17 protein-coding genes are annotated in these 18,176 nt (G+C 47.4%); 11 read left to right on the forward strand and 6 right to left on the reverse strand.

Annotation, left to right across the window (positions count from 1 at the left end):
- Positions 1–50: 50 nt before the first annotated feature.
- The 3 genes from MKY87_RS28700 to MKY87_RS28710 all read left to right on the forward strand — a co-directional run bounded on the left by MKY87_RS28700 (position 51) and on the right by MKY87_RS28710 (position 1,598).
- Positions 51–899 carry a chemotaxis protein gene (locus tag MKY87_RS28700; protein ID WP_340967198.1) on the forward strand — a complete coding sequence of 283 codons (849 nt, stop codon included), beginning with the start codon at positions 51–53 and terminating at the stop codon, positions 897–899.
- A gap of 154 nt (positions 900–1,053) precedes the next feature.
- Positions 1,054–1,317 (forward strand): YkgJ family cysteine cluster protein, encoded by a 264-nt coding sequence (locus tag MKY87_RS28705; RefSeq protein ID WP_017688873.1) that lies wholly within the window; start codon positions 1,054–1,056, stop codon positions 1,315–1,317.
- 77 nt (positions 1,318–1,394) lie between these two features.
- Positions 1,395–1,598 carry a hypothetical protein gene (locus MKY87_RS28710; RefSeq protein ID WP_017688872.1) on the forward strand — a complete coding sequence of 68 codons (204 nt, stop codon included), beginning with the start codon at positions 1,395–1,397 and terminating at the stop codon, positions 1,596–1,598.
- A 131-nt stretch (positions 1,599–1,729) separates the two neighbouring features.
- On the opposite strand, the gene MKY87_RS28715 is transcribed toward MKY87_RS28710, so the two are convergent.
- The 3 genes from MKY87_RS28715 to MKY87_RS28725 all read right to left on the reverse strand — a co-directional run bounded on the left by MKY87_RS28715 (position 1,730) and on the right by MKY87_RS28725 (position 5,083).
- Positions 1,730–2,842, reverse strand: a complete 1,113-nt coding sequence (locus tag MKY87_RS28715) for an AbrB family transcriptional regulator (RefSeq protein ID WP_340967201.1) — start codon at positions 2,840–2,842, stop codon at positions 1,730–1,732.
- 148 nt (positions 2,843–2,990) lie between these two features.
- Positions 2,991–4,301 carry an MFS transporter gene (locus MKY87_RS28720; protein WP_338594202.1) on the reverse strand — a complete coding sequence of 437 codons (1,311 nt, stop codon included), beginning with the start codon at positions 4,299–4,301 and terminating at the stop codon, positions 2,991–2,993.
- A 77-nt stretch (positions 4,302–4,378) separates the two neighbouring features.
- Positions 4,379–5,083 carry an O-methyltransferase gene (locus tag MKY87_RS28725; RefSeq protein ID WP_339784199.1) on the reverse strand — a complete coding sequence of 235 codons (705 nt, stop codon included), beginning with the start codon at positions 5,081–5,083 and terminating at the stop codon, positions 4,379–4,381.
- A gap of 139 nt (positions 5,084–5,222) precedes the next feature.
- Between MKY87_RS28725 and MKY87_RS28730 the strand changes: the two genes are divergently transcribed.
- Complete coding sequence (locus MKY87_RS28730) at positions 5,223–6,119, forward strand: LysR family transcriptional regulator (RefSeq protein ID WP_340967203.1); 897 nt, start codon at positions 5,223–5,225, stop codon at positions 6,117–6,119.
- Positions 6,120–6,236: 117 nt separating this feature from the next.
- Here the strand turns inward: MKY87_RS28730 and MKY87_RS28735 are convergent, their stop codons facing one another.
- Positions 6,237–6,953 carry a YoaK family protein gene (locus tag MKY87_RS28735; protein ID WP_340967205.1) on the reverse strand — a complete coding sequence of 239 codons (717 nt, stop codon included), beginning with the start codon at positions 6,951–6,953 and terminating at the stop codon, positions 6,237–6,239.
- An 86-nt stretch (positions 6,954–7,039) separates the two neighbouring features.
- On the reverse strand, positions 7,040–7,924 hold the full coding sequence (locus tag MKY87_RS28740) for an alpha/beta hydrolase family protein (RefSeq protein ID WP_340967208.1): 885 nt from the start codon (positions 7,922–7,924) through the stop codon (positions 7,040–7,042).
- A 244-nt stretch (positions 7,925–8,168) separates the two neighbouring features.
- On the opposite strand from MKY87_RS28740, the gene MKY87_RS28745 reads away from it, so the two are divergent.
- Positions 8,169–8,912, forward strand: a complete 744-nt coding sequence (locus MKY87_RS28745) for a GTP pyrophosphokinase (protein ID WP_036608962.1) — start codon at positions 8,169–8,171, stop codon at positions 8,910–8,912.
- A 6-nt stretch (positions 8,913–8,918) separates the two neighbouring features.
- Entirely contained in the window at positions 8,919–10,154 is a 1,236-nt protein-coding gene (locus tag MKY87_RS28750) for a multidrug effflux MFS transporter (protein WP_340967209.1), read from the forward strand.
- 136 nt (positions 10,155–10,290) lie between these two features.
- Here the strand turns inward: MKY87_RS28750 and MKY87_RS28755 are convergent, their stop codons facing one another.
- Positions 10,291–10,938: a hypothetical protein gene (locus tag MKY87_RS28755; protein ID WP_339784194.1), complete on the reverse strand. Its 648-nt coding sequence runs from the start codon at positions 10,936–10,938 to the stop codon at positions 10,291–10,293.
- A gap of 454 nt (positions 10,939–11,392) precedes the next feature.
- Between MKY87_RS28755 and MKY87_RS28760 the strand changes: the two genes are divergently transcribed.
- The 5 genes from MKY87_RS28760 (at position 11,393) to MKY87_RS28780 (ending at position 18,122) form a co-directional block, all read left to right on the forward strand.
- Complete coding sequence (locus tag MKY87_RS28760) at positions 11,393–12,385, forward strand: iron-hydroxamate ABC transporter substrate-binding protein (RefSeq protein WP_340967213.1); 993 nt, start codon at positions 11,393–11,395, stop codon at positions 12,383–12,385.
- A 165-nt stretch (positions 12,386–12,550) separates the two neighbouring features.
- Complete coding sequence (locus MKY87_RS28765; RefSeq protein WP_339784192.1) at positions 12,551–13,171, forward strand: flavin reductase family protein; 621 nt, start codon at positions 12,551–12,553, stop codon at positions 13,169–13,171.
- A gap of 233 nt (positions 13,172–13,404) precedes the next feature.
- Entirely contained in the window at positions 13,405–14,559 is a 1,155-nt protein-coding gene (locus tag MKY87_RS28770; RefSeq protein WP_340967214.1) for a type III polyketide synthase, read from the forward strand.
- Between the two features lie 107 nt (positions 14,560–14,666).
- Positions 14,667–16,913, forward strand: coding sequence for an MMPL family transporter (locus MKY87_RS28775; protein ID WP_339784190.1), 2,247 nt, complete (start codon positions 14,667–14,669; stop codon positions 16,911–16,913).
- A gap of 189 nt (positions 16,914–17,102) precedes the next feature.
- The gene (locus MKY87_RS28780) at positions 17,103–18,122 is read left to right on the forward strand and encodes a dienelactone hydrolase family protein (protein WP_340967216.1); all 1,020 of its coding nucleotides are present in this window, start codon (positions 17,103–17,105) and stop codon (positions 18,120–18,122) included.
- Positions 18,123–18,176 lie beyond the last annotated feature (54 nt).

The raw sequence follows: 18,176 nt of genomic DNA on the forward strand, positions 1-18,176 counted from the left end.
GTTCATATGGTGGAGAAAGAGATCCTAGTCAATCGATGAGGAGGAGAGCCATGACACGTATTGCGGTGATGGTCATTCATGGGCTGGGTATGCGGAAGGAAGGGTATGCGGACAAGCTGATTGCTTGTTTGCATAAGGAATTGGACAAGGTAATGGTCTTGCCTGGAGCCTCCAAACAGATGCTGGATATCGAACCTGTATATTGGGCGGATGTATTTGAGGAGCGGGAGGAGGCACTCTTTCAACAACTCGTCAGCTCTCCGGGATTGAACTTTCAGGCGTTGCGCCGATTTGTTATCCATTACCTGGCTGATGCGGTTGCTTATCAACCGGTGGAAAATCAAGGCCATAACTATGATGCCGTACATCGAACGTTGAATCAGGCGCTGCATACCCTTGCACAGCGTAATGGACCGGAAGCTCCGCTCTGTGTGGTTGCCCATAGTTTGGGTGCCGTAATCGCTAGTAACTTCTTCTACGATCTGCAATATCCGTCCAGTCGTGTTCCTGAAGTTGTGGATGTGAACTCGGCTCTGGAGCGGGGTGACACCCTGACCAATTTTTACTCGTTTGGTACAACCCTGCCCTTATGGAGTTTGCGTTACCATGACTTTAGTTGCCCAATTCAGGTGCCCTCTTCCCATGTGAATCAGTATTATGCCGGGCTGGAAGGGGAATGGGTGAACTTCTACGATCGGGATGATATTCTGGGTTATCCGTTACGCCCCATTGATCCTGCTTATGAGAAAGCGGTCAAAGAAGACATTGAAGTGAACTCTGGCGGCGTGGCTATGAGTTGGAATCCGCTAAGTCATGGGGGGTATTTTTCCAATCGAAGTATGAATCGGAGAATTGCTCAGGGGCTTGCTCGAACCTGGACCTGGATAAATCGTTCATAAATAAGAGGTAGTTCAAAAAGTCCGCTTTTGATTACGAAGGATGCCTAATGGCATCATCAGCATCGAATATGGAATTCAGCCCATCTTCTTGGTACTGAAAACCGATCTTTTTGAACATGTATTGTAAGTGTATTGAAATTAGGAGGGTATACGTATGGAATGCAGGACAGGCTGTGCCGCATGTTGTATCGCGATTTCCATATCATCACCGATACCGGGCATGGCTCATGGCAAGCCGGCAGGTGTACGGTGTGTGCAGCTTACCGATGATAATCGCTGCGGAATTTTTGGCCAAAAAGATCGTCCTGCGGTATGCAGTGGATTGCAAGCTGAGGAAGAGATGTGTGGTAGCACCGATCAGGAAGCATTTGATATTCTAACCTGGTTGGAGCAAGAAACTGCACCGAAGGTAATATGAGTAGGTTGTTTTAATGAATTGGGATAATTATACTTAATATGGAAGAAGGTTGATTAGAGAGAGGAGACGCGAATACAATGGGGCTTGTTAAACGTTTTGTATTGGTTGTTGTGAATATGATCGGAGAGTTATGGATGGGGTTTTACCGACGTAACTCGGATTATTATGACCATCAGACTTCGGAGTCCAAAAGTAAGATTGGCTATTATGCATTTATTATTGGGGCAACAGTGGTTACGGTAGGCATTGTGGGCTGGATGTACAACCGAATATATTCATAATTAGTCATTATGCTTAAAATTGAATGAGGCAAAATGCTGAAGCAGAGTCTGTACAAATAAAAGAGAGTATCCACAGGATGTGACATCAAATGGATACTCTCTTTGGCATGGGATCAGACAAGATATGATCATTAAAGATAGGGCTTAGCTTTCTTTCCCTTTAGCATATGTATGAGAATCATCTTCAGTACGGAAGAGACGATGAAGAAAATAAACAGAATCCGAAACAATTGATACCCGGATACAACCGAAAGATCGGCATTCACTTCATGTGCCATGATACTCATCTGATCCATCCCGCCAGGGGCCATACTGAGTAGTGAGGTTGCCGCGGAGAGGGAGAACACATTCATTAACAGATAACTTAATCCAAGTGCACCAACAATGAGCAGTACACTACTCATCACCGCTAGCGTGACTGTCTGTGTCTTGCGTTGCAACTGTTCCGGCTTGAGCATCAACCCAACGTGACTGCCAATCATCAATTGCGATACGTTTAAGAGGGAGGTTGGCAGACTGGGTGTGTGCAGCGTTGTGCTTAATTGAACGACACACATGACAATCATGGGACCCAGCATAAAGGCCGTCGGAAATCGGAGTTTGCGTGCAACCCATGCACCCCCTACACAGAGCGGAGCATAGAGAAGAATCTCAGGGAAAAGGGTACCCCATGTTGCTACGTCAATGAAAGGCTGATCTGTTCCACCACCTGCAGTACCTCCAATCCAAGGACTGAATAGCAGGAACGGAACACAGAAGACAATCATGATCAGCCGAGTCACCTGCAAAAAAGTAACCAGCGTCAGATTGATGGATTTCATCTCTTCTGCAAGGGACACCATCTGGGATAGTCCTCCTGGAATGCTGCCAACCAGCAGGGAGGGAAAGTCAAAGTCGGTTACCTTTGAAGCGATGTAGGCTGTAAGGACACACAATCCGATTAACAACAAGGTCATCAGAAGCATCATGGGAAGTTGTTGCAAAATGCCGTGCAGTGCCTCTTCTGTTAAGGTGAGTCCAATCGAATAACCAACAATGAGAATGCCATAGTCCCGGATGGAGGCAGGCCACATAAGCGGCCATTTGGCAACTTGGGAACCAAGCAGCATGAATACCATTGGCCCGAGCAACCACGGGATCGGTGTATGAATGACTGTGAACAGCAATCCGCCAAGAACAGAGACACCCAGACTAAGAAAAAACCGAAAGACAACGTGGGAACCGAGCTTATGCATCAGTTCCATCCGTTTAGCCTACCGGTTGAATGAGGTGGTATGAGATTCAGGTATACATTCAGCTTTAATGAAAGATTCATGCTCATGTGTGATCACTCCTGATGATGAGATACGTTGCGTTATCTGCGGAACAACCAGGCTACTTCTGTTCAACTCATTAAGATCCTGCGAGAGCCGTAGCGGAAGGTTTGGGTTCTCTGAACATTACAAAGTACATCAGTGATGAAATAACGTATAGACAGCCTGTGATGCTGAATGTGATTGCATAACCCCAATACGTTCCGTACGTGGTGACCAGATAGGATTGGACAGGTCCCATGGTAGCCCAACCAATCATGAACGAGGTCTGCATCAGTGAATTGGCAATGCCGCGGCGTTTGTCAGAGATCCGATCCACCAGTATGGCTGAATGAATGGGATTGGCTGCGTTCATCAATGCTTGTCTGAATAAGAAACTGAGCGAAGCAATGAACAACAGATTGGTGAAGCCTGTTAATAGAAGGAAGGGCAGCGACATGACCTGGAAAATGACAACGGCTCTTACGCTTCCGACCTTTGCCGCCAGGGTAGGACCAATCAGCATGGATACAATCGTCATAATCTGACCAAGTGCAATCAGTAAGCTCATACCGCTCAGAGAAACCGAGAACCGATTGGTGAAATACAGATTCAGATACGGTACAACCAGTCCAGAACCTAATCCAATTAACAACTGAGTCACTATAAACTGACCAATCAGTCGGGAATCTTTTTTCTTGGTGATCGAATCGTCGTTGCTTGGGTTATTTGTTGAACTTTCTTTTAGATCCGCATTGGGTTGAAGAACGGGTTGCGCCGGAATTGTTGTCTGCGGAGCAGCCTTGCCTTCGGTTACAAATAACAGTGGAATAAATGCAGCCAGTGTTGCTGCACCACCGACAAATAAAACCGTCTGCAATCCGGTTACTTTGGCGAGTCCTGCCGTATGTAACAAATCTGCGAATACGCCGCCACCCAGGCTACCAAGCACCTGGGAAGCGAGCACAAGGGATGAATAATAACTGAACATTTTCAGCCGCTGGCTTTTCTTGACGTTTTCCGCCAGATAAGGAATGGCCAGTACTTGGAACACCCCAGCGAAAAGGCCAGAGAATACCGCGAACCAGATCAGTCCTGTAGCCGAATAATCGAAGGAGCGTCCGATCAGAAAGATTCCGCTGAATAACGCCCCGGTAATGAGTAATCGCTTGCGGCTGAACAGATCACCGCATAGACCGATAGGAACAAACATAATGGCTGTTGCGAGTGATTGAATACTTACAATCTGGCCGTTCATTGTATCATTATAGCCCAGACCCTGAATATACAGATTGTACAAGACAGAGAACATGCCATTTCCGATCTGATACAGAATGCTAGCCAGGAAAAACAGTTGAATATTGCGGGACCAGCCGCGAATTTCATCATGAATATGTTGTAAAACTCTCAAGTGGTTCCCCCCAGTCTGCCTGTGCAGTGATTCCAGTTTAACAGGAAAGGGGAATTTGCGGAAGAATTGACCACTGTTTATTTTGGTTCAGGGGCATCAATCACACGAGCAATGACGAATCCATCGTAACCTTTGCTACCGACCGTTTGTAGTGCTGTAGCTTCAAGCCGAGGGTGATCCGCGATCAACTGCAGGAATGATCGAACGCCCTGAACTCTGGGGTCTGTGCTGTCTGTGCGGATCACTTCACCGTCTCTGACGATATTATCACCAATAATAAGACTCCCCGGCCGAGTCAGTCGTAGGGCCCATCTCAGATAATCGGGATTACTCGGTTTGTCAGCATCGATGAAGATCATATCAAACGGTTCTCTGTATTCTTCCTGAACATCGGGAAGGGTGGTTAGTGCAGGACCAACTCTCAGGTCAACCTTGTGCATCAGTCCTGCTCGTGTGAGATTGGCTCGCGCCAAGTCCGCATGGTGTGGTTCGGATTCCAGTGAGACGATGCGTCCGTGTTCAGGCAGTGCTCTTGCCATCCAGATGGTACTGTACCCACCCAATGTGCCGATTTCAAGTACACGGGATGCACCTTGGATTTGCAGCAGGAGTTGAAGTAACTTTCCTTGATTTGGTGTTACGTCATGAGCCGGGAGTCCAGCTTCGGCATTGCTTTGCAGTGTATGTTCCAGCAGGGTATCTGATGGAATCAGCAGATCATTCATGTAATCGTCGACTTGAGTCCAGGTATGCTGTAGGTTGGTCGTATTTATATTTTTCATTTTCACATGTTCCTTTCTTTGTTTCGTGTATTGGATTTCATAATTCAACTATAGATGGAGTGAATGTATAAATAAAATATATATTATGTATGTTAATATAACTTTAGATTATGTATTTGACGTGGAAGAGGTGTAACACATGAATCTGCATGGATTACGATTATTTCATGCCATCGTGAGATATGGCGGGGTCACTCGTGCCGCAGAGGAACTAAATATTAGTCAACCTGCGGTATCTTCTCAGGTGAAGAAGTTTGAACGTGAATTGGGAATCCAGCTTTTTGTTTCGGAGGGAAGAAGACTGGTGCTTACGGATGCGGGGGTACAGTTAACCGGTTATGCGGAACGCCTGTTCATGCTGGAGCAGGATGTCGAGAATTTTGTGCAGGATTTTCGGGAGGGCAAGAAAGGACTAATCCGTCTTACCGCAACCTACTTGCCTTCGAATTTTCTGTTGCCGGGCTGGATTGCGCGGTTTAAGCAAATGCACGAGGATGTGGAGATTGTTGTGAGCACAACCAACACCCGGATGGCTTTTGACCAGTTACTTCGTTATGAGGCAGAGATTGCAGTGTATGGTGGAAGTGGAATTACACATGCGGGTGTCCAATGGGATGAATTGTTTGACGATGAGATGTGGTTTGTTGTACATCCAGACCATCCGTATGCAGGCAAAGAAATCGAGCTGAATGAGATGGTGGCAGAGCCGTTCATCATGCGTGAAGAAGGCAGCGCCACGCGTGAGCGACTCGTTTCCCTATGCACAACAAATAACCTGGCCGCTCCCCGCATTGCGCTTCAGTTCAACGGGCTGAATGAAACGATTAGTGCGGTGAAGGCAGGTTATGGAGCCAACTTTATATCTTCTTTGGTTGTGAAGGAAGATGTGCAGCAAGGCAAGCTGGCACGTGTGTTCGTTCGAGGTGTACAGCTGAGAAATACGGTTGCCGTATGTACACGAGCAGGGGAAGTGTTGTCGCCTGCTGCACAACATCTGGTCAAGCTTATCCGCCAAGAAGCTGCTTTGATGAAATAAATAGCGTGATTATACTTAAAATAACTTAAAGTCCATGTTCAAAAAGACCAGTTTTCAGTATCCTATAGCGGATTTTTGAACAGCCTCTTAAAAATGAATAGGTTGCTTCTTCGGCAATTAACTTTCGCTTTGTTGTGAAGTTCCCCATGCATGTAATCGGGCGTATAGGGTTACGCCGCCAATGATCAGGACAGGAATCCAGACTGCAATCATGGGCACACGGTGGAATAACAATGCGGCTGCAATGACGCCGATCAAATAGATGACAACAGCACCTGCACGAAGGTAGGCGTCTATGGACAAGGCTTTGGCTAACGATCGGATATTGGCATGTCGCAGCTTTTTGAGAATGCTTACGGTATCCTCAACCACAGCGGCCAAATTATTGGTGAGCACGGTTGTTGAGATGCCAGCAATGCCAATGCGGCGTGCCGCAGTTGTTTGCATCCCCATTGCAACGGCTAGGATGACAATTAACAGATAAGACAGTTGTTCTGAAAATGGACTAATCATAGTGATTGCGAACAGCAGAAGCAATATGCTTTCAACAGTGAACACGGCTGTGACCCTGGAAGACCAGCCATTTTTGGTCTGCACAGGTCCAACCATATGTGCTGCAATGGCATTGCCGGCAATAAAACCAATGAGAGCAAGCAATGACCGCAGCACAACAAATTCCTGAGCACGGGCAATGGCAATACCCAATAAAACAATATTTCCCGTCATATTGGCTGTAAGCACATGCCCGAGTCCCAGATATCCGATCAGATCCACCATTCCGGCAGTCATGCAGAGAAGCAGCATGGCGTATTTTTGGAGGGTGCTTTGATTCATTCTATCCGTCCTTTCAGAAAAACGTAGCCCCTCCAGTATACAGCCATAACGCATGATTCTTCAAAATGAAATTCATAGTGAAAGACTTAAGGTGCAGCGAGCCAATCAAACATATTGTTCACCGCTGACTCATGTATTTTCTCGTGAAAATGATGATCCTGCCCGCCATAAGCGTGAAATGTGACGTCTGCACCTCGGCGCTTAAGCCAGTGATACATTCGGGTTCCGTGACTGTAATTCACCTGTGTATCTGATGTACCATGCATGATTAGCACGGGACAAGATAATTTGTTTGCTTTTGACAAGGGAGAGCGGGCGAGATAAGCTTCCGGAACTGCGCGTGGGGAACCTCCCAGCACACGTTTCAATGTGCGCCTCAGGTCGGTTCGCTCTTGGTAAGTGCGTTCCACATCGGCGACACCGCTCCAAAGAATTAACTTATGTACTTTGTCCGGTCCCTCATTGTAGGCAGTTGCGGTATGTACAGCATTAATGGCTCCACGGGAGAACCCCATTAACGATATCCGAGTTGGGTCGACAAAGGGTAAACGCTGTATCAACCGGTAAGCGGCATGCACATCTTCGGCATCTTTCCCGCCATACTCGTCACGGCCCTCACCTCCTTCGTTGCCACGATAGGATGGGGCGAACACGATATAACCTTTATGTACAAATTGCTCAAGCCAAACGGTATTTACCCCGCCATAGCTGCCAAGTCCGCCGCGGCAATAGATCAAAACCGGCCACTGTTCCGGTAAGTTATCCGTATCATGTATTGTTGCAGCAGGGTAATGGCTGGCGAGCGGTTGCAGATGAAGATGTAGAGGCTTATGTATGGAAGCGAAGTCTGGGAAGGAAGAGGAGACAGAGCCGGGATGAGAAGTTTCATATGTCGTGATATCAGGTAATGAACAACCTTGTGGCAGGTATAAATAAGCTTTAACTCGAAGTGTATCGGATGAATACGTCACTTGATAGAGCAGTAAAATCCACCTCTTTTATTAATATTTGCGTGCCAAATGACAGGGATGCTTCTATAGGATGCGCGTAAAATAAGTTTCCATACCTTCCAGGCTGAATCACCAGCCCAAATGTGAGAAATTCGTTTATTGGCTCCATATGATTTATAATGGTTCAGGAGACCTGTGGATGACCGCTTGTTCTCATATTCATAAAACTAATTTTAGTGTGCAGAAAGAAAGGGAGAAAGCCATGATGAACGCTCCACATCCAATCGATCAATTCAAGAAATTCAAATATGAAATTACGAGATTTATGATGATCTATAAATTTGCTCTGGATCAAATGGAGACCAAGATTGAAGTCCTGAAGGAAGAATTCCAGTCTTTGCATGATTACAGTCCAATTGAGCATACAAAGTCCAGACTGAAATCTCCTGAGAGCATTATGAACAAGATGTTCCGTAAAAATCATGAGTTAACATTTGAGAGCATCAAGCAAAATATCAAGGATATCGCCGGGGTACGGATTACATGTTCCTTTATCTCGGATATCTATCGCATTAAGGATATGCTGTGCAACCAGAGTGATCTGCGTGTACTGGAGGTCAAAGACTACATCGAGAATCCAAAGCCAAACGGCTACCAAAGCCTTCACCTTCTGGTGGAAGTGCCTGTGTACATGTCCAATGGTGAGGAACGAGCATGTGTGGAGATCCAGATCCGTACAATAGCGATGGATTTCTGGGCGAGTCTGGAGCATAAGATTTTTTATAAATACAATAAGGATGTTCCCGAGCATTTGACGAGAGAGTTAAAGAGTGCGGCAGATTCGGCAAATGCGCTGGATCAACAGATGGAGCGACTTCACCGGGAAATTCAGGAGATTAAGGACGCCGATAATGAGCGGGATGAAGAAGAACTGCGCCGTATTATTATTAACAATCAACAGTTCACACTGCCATCCAACCTGCTCAAGCTACTGGGTAGCGGGGAGTAGTATTTGATGAAAAGTACAACAGCTTCATTGAACACAAACTCCACATCTCGTGTACGGATGGCTTTAATTCTGGGGACACTGTCGGCCTTTGGGCCGTTGTCCCTGGATATGTATTTACCCGCATTGCCCACGCTGGCTGATGAGTTTGGTTCATCTACTTCGTATGCTCAACTCAGTCTGACGGCGTGTATGATTGGACTTGCGGTTGGACAGTTGCTTGCCGGACCGCTAAGTGATGTACGTGGTCGGCGAACACCGCTCATTGCAGGGCTTGTGCTCTATACTATCGCCTCCATACTTTGCCTGGTCAGCCCGACGATGGGCTCTTTTGTTGTGCTGCGGTTCATTCAGGGTGTAGCCGGAGCGGCAGGGATCGTTATCTCGCGCGCAATCGTCAGAGACGTATATTCGGGCCCGGAACTTACACGGTTCTTCTCCCTGTTAATGCTGATTAACGGCGTAGCTCCGATTGCTGCACCGATTATTGGTGGACAATTGTTGACGTATACGTCGTGGCGCGGCGTATTTATTTTGCTTAGCCTCATCGGAATACTGACGCTGTTGGCTGTCATTTTTGGTCTTGGAGAGACCTTGCCTTCCAACCGCAGATCAAGCGGCGGATTGAAGCAGACATTAATTACGTTTCGCCAAATCGCAGGGGATCGTCAGTTTATGGGGTATGCGTTAACCCAAGGGTTTGTAGCTGCTGGCATGTTTGCGTACATATCCGGTTCGCCGTTTGTGCTTCAGAAGATATACGGGGTATCCCCGCAAATGTTTAGTGTCTGCTTTGCCATAAACGGGCTGGGCATTATTCTGGCCAGTCAGATTGCCGGCAGACTTGCAGGTAAGGTATCTGAAACCCGGCTGTTAATCGCGGGGCTGCTAACCGCGGCGCTCGGAGGAACTTCACTGCTCATCGCCATTCTGGCTGGAGGTAATCTAATCTCTGTACTGATTCCGTTATTTCTGGTGGTATCCAGTGTTGGGTTGGTCAATACCGCGTCCTTTGCCTTGGCGATGGCCAATCAGGAGAAATCGGCAGGCAGTGCGTCTGCGCTTATTGGTGTGATGACGTTCCTGTTTGGTGGTATTGTCGCTCCCCTCGTAGGTCTCGGGGGAGAAGGCACAGCTGTGCCAATGGGAATCGTTATCGCGTGTGCGGATCTCGGGGCCTTGGTGATTTACTTCCTAATGGTCAGTAGGGGCAGGAAGCGTCAGATGGATCAGGTGTTGAGTTAAAGACACTGATTCTGCACACCTTGCATTTGTGGGGTCTTAATAATGTAAAGGTACATCTGGTAAAAGAACGAACAAGAGCCTCATTTGGAAGGAATCATGCTTCCAAGTGGGGCTCTTGCTGTAGGTAAGGACAGGATTAGCAGAGCGCAAACAAAATCTGTGTATTGGACAGTATACCTGGCGTGAGGAATGGATAGAAGTACCCCACCACAAAACCAAACAGATTGATGGCAGGCCACATCAGGTACACATCATTGTATGTGAAGACAAGGGACCACCGGTTATAGCAAAAGTTGGGCAGCACACGTTCTTCGTTATCTCGTGGTGCCGCTGCACCAGTCTGTGCAAATTGCACAGCTTGAGTGAGGTTTTGCGGCTGTTGCTGGAGGAAGAGCGGAAGCAGACCCGGGCTGCTTTTGATCAGGTTATACAGAAAAAGCATTTCTGCCGGAGGCTGACCTACCGGACGAGGATAGGCACTAAGCAGGGTGGGCAGATTGCCTTGCGCCAGTTGCGCAGGTACGCCCGTTGCTGTACCCGGGAATGTACCCGGAATGCCTCCGGGGATATATGGACCAGGTCCTCCGCCTGGAATGTATGGAGGATAGGAGCCTTGACCGCCAGGTGTACCTGGAAACGTCTGACCACCCGGTGTGCCGCCACCACCACCTGGGAACAGTGGAGGCAATTGAAAGGAACGGTCTTCTCCATAACTTAGATAAGGGTTATATTCGTAATACATGTACAGAACATCCTTCCTGTCGTCGTATTCTGCATTCAGCATATGGCGGCATCCGCCTATATGTGAGTGCCGTCAAGAAGATTTTATATGATCTATATAGTTGAACTAATCATTTACACCAAACGGAGAAGATAGAAAAAACCTGAAAAAGCGAAGCGCTCGCCTAAAAGCTTTCTGAAAGAAAGCTGCATCGGAAGCATACGCTATCACCGGATTTTCCCTTAGAGAAAGGGGGATCGAAAAAATCTGGGGATAACAGCGATTGGAAGGTTGTTCTATCATCGAAGTGTCAGTGTAAATAATCTTTAGTTCAACTTTATAGCGCAGAGCATAATCGAATTGACAACTGAACTGATAACAATTATCATTGTCAATGGAATCGGACAAATGTACATACGGATATTATATGTATCAATAATAGTATCAATATTTTTGAACGTAGATATCTGTCATAATAACGCCTAATGAGGTGTTCATATTGAAAGGGGTTAATACAGTGTTTAAGAGAAATAGAAAGATGATCATGCTTCTAATTACGGTGATGGTCATGTCCATCTGGTTGGCCGCGTGTGGAGCGAAGCCTGCAGAGAACGGAGCAGCAGGAGAGAACGATACAACAACGGAGGCAGAGACGCAAACAGAAGCCGCTACAGAGCGCACATTAACAGATGCAATGGGACACGAAGTAACAATTCCCGCAAATCCGGAGCGCATCATCGCGTCTTATCTGGAAGACAATCTGGTAACACTCGGTGTTAAGCCAGTTGCTCAATGGTCTGTAGCCAACGGAATTCAGGAATATTTACAAAAAGATCTGAATGGTATTCCAACGATTGCTTTCGATCTGCCTTTTGAAGCGGTAACAAGTTTTAATCCGGATCTGATTATTATCGGTTCCGAAAGTGTAGTTGAAGGTGAGAAGTACGAACAGTACAGTAAGATTGCACCGACGTACGTACTCGGTGATGAGATCAATAGCGACTGGCGCAAAACGCAGCTGAAAATCGGTGAAATTTTGAATAAGAGTGCCGAAGCTCAAAAAGCGCTGGATGATTACGAAGTTAAAGCTACAGAAATCAAGGAAAAGATCAACACCGTTACAGGGGGAACGAAATCGGCAGCGGCTATTTGGTTGGTTAGCGGCAAGTTCTTCATCGTAAGTGACAATGTATCGAGTGGAGAAGTAATGTACAAAGAACTGGGACTTGTAGAGCCTGAAGTTGTAAAAGAAATCTCTGCCAATGCGACAGGTAACTGGTCTTCCATCTCTATGGAGAAGCTGGCTGAAATGGATGTAGACTACTTGTTCTTTGTGAATAGTGATGAAGGTACAGGGTCAGAAGCACTGAAAGATCCGGTATGGCAAAGTATCCCGGCTGTGAAAAATGGTAATCTGTTCGAGTTTACCCGTTCCAGCAGCTGGCTGTATAGTGGTGTTCAAGCGAATCTTCAAATTATGGAAGACATTCAAAAGAGCATTGTTAAATAAGAAATGGTCAATTGTAAAACATGTTTGAACTCCTTGGTGCAATGGACACCAGGGAGTTTTTTTGTTAATACAGCATTTTAGGATATATAATAAAGAAGTTAGTTTATTGTATTGTCATGAAGTAGAGTGGTCATATACTTTGTGGCAGGGAAGGAGATATTACATATGTATACATTGGATCCACGTGAAATAACGGGAAGAGACAACTATAAACTGATGAGTGGTTCGGTGGTGCCGCGTCCAATAGCTTTTGTGACGACACGTTCAGATGAGAATGGTGTGATCAATGCAGCGCCTTTTAGCTTCTTTAATGTGGTTAGTTCGGACCCACCGCTGTTATCCATATCCATTGCACGTAAAGACGGTATCATGAAAGATACCGCACGTAATGTGCTTGCTCATAAAGAACTGGTCGTGCATATATGTGATGAAGCGATCATAACAGAAGTGAATGAGACAGCAGCTATTCTTGAACCCCACGAAAGTGAGCTTGAGCGGACGAAACTGACTACAGTGCCGAGTACAAAGGTCACCGTGCCAGGAATAAAAGAAGCACTTATTCGGATGGAGTGTGAGCTGTATCAACACATTCCTATCACGAATGATGATGGTAAACCGGTGAGTGACCTGCTGCTGGTACGCATTGTGCAGTATCATTTCAGCGAACAAGTCTATAATCCGGACAAAGGCTATATCCTCATGGATCATTTGAAACCAGTCAGCCGACTGGCAGGTAATGATTATGCCAAACTTGGGGAGAGATTTACTATAATTCGGCCTGAGTAGTTCTGACAGATCGAATATGTAATATAGGAACGGGTTTAATCCGGTAGCAAAGGCGGACAGCACGTGCGAAACTCGCATATGTTGTTCGCCTTTGCTTGTTAATATGAACATAAACAGGACAGGTAGTGAATAGACTTGTACTATATCCTGCACACATGTCATATGAACCTATTTTATATATAGGTTGTTTAAAAAGCCTACTTTTGAACACGTACTATAAGGGGGTTAAGCCGATGAACCAGCTTGAGGCAACTACTGGGGCAAGTATTATGGGAATAGGAACGGCGTGGCCTGCCCACCGTATTGAGCAAAAGGATGTGTCTGCCCGTCTCGCGCAAGCGCTGGAACATGAGCCAGATGCGAGAAGGTGGGCCAAACGAATCTTTAATCAGTGCGGTGTGGAGACTCGGTATACGTGTGAACCGAATCTGCTTGAGCCTGTTGATTCTTGCCGATATTTACCCTTTACCAATGCGGACGAGGTTCCGACTACATCCGAACGTATGGGCAAATACAAAGCTGCTGCTGTTCCACTTGGTCTCGAGGCGGCCGGACAGGCCATTCAGGATGCAGACGTAACCTCCTCGGAAATTACACATCTCATTACGGTGAGTTGCACGGGGCAATTCTTGCCGGGACTTGATGTTCGGCTGATCCAACAGCTTGAACTGTCACCGCAGATCAACCGGATTCCACTGGTGTTTCAAGGATGTGCAGCCGGTCTGAAGGCGATCCAACTGGCGAATTCCATTGTAACGGCAGATCAGAAGGCTACGGTTCTTATCGTGTGTGTGGAACTATGTACACTTCACTTTCAGCCATCTGCCAAACGGGACGACCTGTATGCTGCATCGTTCTTCGGAGACGGCGCCTCTGCCTGTGTTATTGGTGCGTCCGGAACAGACCGCAATGAATGTTTTCGACTGGGTCGTGGGCACTCAACGTTGCTGCCGGATTGTGCTGAAGAAATGATCTGGGAAGTGGGCAATACAGGCTTTGATCTCTACCTGTCACCACAGATTCCGAAGCTGCTTGGTTTGCATCTCGGTCCAGAGGTAGAGCGGTTGCTGGAGGGTAGCAGTTTACCGGAAATATGGGCGATCCATCCGGGAGGCAGAGGCATCGTGGATGCCGTTCAGAAGCTGTATCAGTTGACAGATGAGCAGGTCTCCTACAGCAGAAACATTCTGCGGGATTATGGCAACCTGTCGTCCGTGACGATTCTTTTTGTTCTTCAAGCCATCCGCGAGGATTACAGACAGAAGGAAGAGCATTCCAGTGGGATTGCGCTGGCCTTTGGCCCGGGACTGACGGCAGAGTTACTTCCTTTTACATACATCCCTGCCCCCATAGCGAACAGAACACCTGTGAATCATGGTATCCAATAGTTCGCGAACCCGAGTGAAGGAGATATACACCGCAAGTGTATGAATGTGCTTAGATCTTACCGATGAACATAATCGAAGGACTAATCTAATTGCAGAGGAGCTTAGGTATGGGTTATCGCAGACTTGCTGCCTTCATCAGCCGATATCCGAGGTTCATTATTCTCTGCTGGGTATTTATCATCGGAATGTCAGCGGTCTGGGCGTGGAAGTTACCTGACATAGTTCAGGATCACGGATTAAAACGGGTTCACGGGGATGCGCAAGCAGTTGATGCTGTTCTGGAGGACGAATTCGGTTCTCCTGCTGATCCGGTTATTCTGGTTTTTGAGAAAAAGGAAAATACCTCGCCGTTACAGTTCCGGCAGTGGATCAAGGATCAATTGACACAGGTTCTAGTGCTGCCTGCGGTAACCTCTATCACGTCCCCTCTGGATGTTAGCGAAAGAGTGACGATGCAAGACCAAAGGGCATATGCCCTTGTGAAAATGGATGTGCCCGCGCATCAGATGGGTCCCCCACTGGAGCAGTTGCGCGCCGTGTTGGCAACAGACGGTCCAGGTACGGTGCAATTGACGGGAAAGGCAGTCGTGCAGCAGGATGTCAATCATCTGAGCTTTCGTGATCTGGAACGTGCAGAAATGGTCGGCCTGCCGATTGCCCTGATCGTTTTGTGTTTTGCATTCAGGGGGCTATATGCCGCGTTGATTGCTGTTATGATGGGCATCAGTGCTGTGATTACCGCTATGGGAGTCACGTCACTCCTTGGTTATCATCTGGAATTGTCCAACTTTATCATTAATGTGATTCCCATGGTGGGAATGGCACTCAGTATAGACTTTGCCCTGATCATCCTGAGCAGGTACAGGGAAGAACTTCAGCGGGTCTACGAAGATGAAGGCAAAGCTAACGTTACGGGCAGCAGCCTGGATATGCAAAGCGAGGTTTTGCGGAGCGAGATTCTTCAGCGAACATTGCGTACAGCAGGCAGAGCGGTATTGTTCTCGGCAGCTTGCGTGCTCCTTGGGCTGCTGGGTTTGCTCTGGATCAGACTGCCAATGTTTCTGAGTGTCTCCTTGGGGGCCATTATTGTTCTGCTCCTATCGCTATTGTTAAATGTTACGCTGCTGCCAGCTCTACTGTCACTGTCTGCGGATCGGGTCTTCAAGCGAAAGTTAATCCATTCGTTACCCAGACGCTCGGTCTGGCATAGATGGTCAGCAATGGTCATGAAACGACCAGTCAGTATGGCCATTGGAGGTACGGTTGTGCTGCTCCTGTGTGTTTATCCAGTGACCCGGTTGGAACTGTCCGTCCCGGATGCTTCTTCACTGCCAGAGAGAATGGAGTCCCGCCAGACAGCAGAGCAGTTGCAACATGATTTGGGGCAAAAGAATACCTCCGCCATCGAGATCGTGATTGGCGGACAGCAGGAACTGTTAACTGCCTCTCACTGGCAGTTGGCCCACAACAAAGCCCGTCAATTACTGCAGGACTCAGACGTATTGAGCATTGTTTCACCATGGGGTCTATTACAGCCGAATCAAAATGGCGCGCAAAGCCTTTTTCGAATTCCGCCGTCGTCGCTCACTCCTTCCATAGAAGGTAAGGAGTCAACAAGGACGGCATGGCTGCGTTCAACGGTCTCTGATCATTCCATACGATTGGTAGCCACCGTACACGGGGAGCCCGGGTCGGAGCAGGTGGCAGATTGGCTGGAACGAATGAGGAATAGCGATTATACGCTTGGTTCCAACAACGTAAAACTACGTTATGGTGGGGAAGCTGCCAAGCAGTATGAAATAATGCAGGAAGTCACAAGTCAACTGCCCAAAGTGCTGGTATTTGTAGTGGTCACCAATTATCTTGTGTTACTGGCGGCATTCCGATCGATGCTCATTCCAATCAAGGCAATTCTGATGAATCTGCTCAGCTTAGCCGCTTCATTTGGCATATTGGTGTGGGTGTTCAATGAAGGACATCTAGGTATGGAGCCGTCAGCCATTGCCATTATGATTCCTGTATTCATTGCAGGATTGGTGTTTGGCATATCCATGGATTATGGTGTGTTTATGCTGAGCCGTATTCAGGAAGTGTATAGACGAACCGGAGACAGTGATGTGGCTGTCCAACAGGGATTGGCTTCTACGGGTCGTCTGGTTACCTCCGCCGCGGCAATTCTGCTTGCGGTGACCGTGCCGTTTGCTTCTGCCGAAGTCGCAGGTGTGAGGCAGTTAGGGATCGGAATCACGGCAGCGGTGTTGATTGACGTTACATTAATTCGGCTAATACTGGTACCTGCATTGATGAAATTAATGGGCAGGTGGAACTGGTGGCTGCCAGGTCAGATGAAATGAAGGGTATTTCCGTAACCTGTCTTCAGGTTGGAGATATCCTTTTTGGCTAGAAATCGTGTGATTCTATTCAAAACAGGCAAACATGTTCAATTCATGGCTGACCTAGATGTTCTATAATGGATGGGATTAATTCCATGTAACAGTCTTATATCTACGTTATCCTACGAATAACAGGAGGGACACAGGCCCATGTCGGATATTGAAGTCTATCTACAACAACAAACGAATCTCCGTGATCGTTCCGCGTATCATGCAGATCAACCCCTGGAGTTATGGCGAAGTCAGTTACGTACACGTGTAAAAGAACGGTTGGGCGGTTTTCCCACGATGGCGGCCGCACTGAATCCTGTCTTACTGGAGCGCATTACATGTGACGGATATATTCGGGAGCGGATTGAAATCACGACCTATGCAGGACTTCGTATGCCTGTATATTTATTAATTCCAGATGAGGGTAACGTTACCGATACTAAAAGACCTGCTATCGTTGCTTGTCATGGGCATGGCTACGGTAGCCGAGAGATATCGGGTATGGAACCTGATGGGTCGCCACGGACAGGAGAGCCCGGATTACACAAGGACTTTGCAGTAGCTCTTGTGAAGCGTGGTTATGTGGTTGCGGCTCCAGAGCTGCTCGGATTTGGTGATCGAAGACTGGAAGAGGACCGCGATGCGCCACCAGGGGTAAGTTCCTGTACGAAGATTGCTGCGCATCTGCTCATGGTGGGGAAGACCCTCGCCGGTCATAGGGTGTATGAAACAACACGTGTATTGGATTATGTATCGACTCGGCCAGAAGTGGATTCGGAGCGAATTGGAAGCATGGGTATCTCGGGCGGTGGGCTGGTGACCGCATTTACAGCCGCGTTGGATGAACGGTTCAGGGCAACTGTGGTAAGCGGTTATGCAAATACATTCCAGGGCAGCATATTGGATCGGAACCATTGTCTGGACAACTATGTGCCAGGTATCCTGGGTGAAGCGGAGTTGCCGGATCTCATCGGCCTGATTGTGCCTAGGCCACTTTTTATTGAAGCTGGAAGTGATGACCTGGTGTTCCCCATTCATGCAGCGAGAGAGGCGTATGCCCGTTTGACACACATATATGAGCAGGCGGGAGCATCAGAATCACTGGATGCGGATTTCTTTACAGGTGGACATGAGATTAGCGGAGCGAAAGCCTATGACTGGCTTGACCAAGTTCTGTGAAGTTGTGGATCGTGCACCGAGTTAATTCTGATTCGAGAGGAGAATTCAGTGATG

Source organism: Paenibacillus sp. FSL R7-0198 (genome assembly GCF_038000415.1).
Taxonomy (GTDB): domain Bacteria; phylum Bacillota; class Bacilli; order Paenibacillales; family Paenibacillaceae; genus Paenibacillus.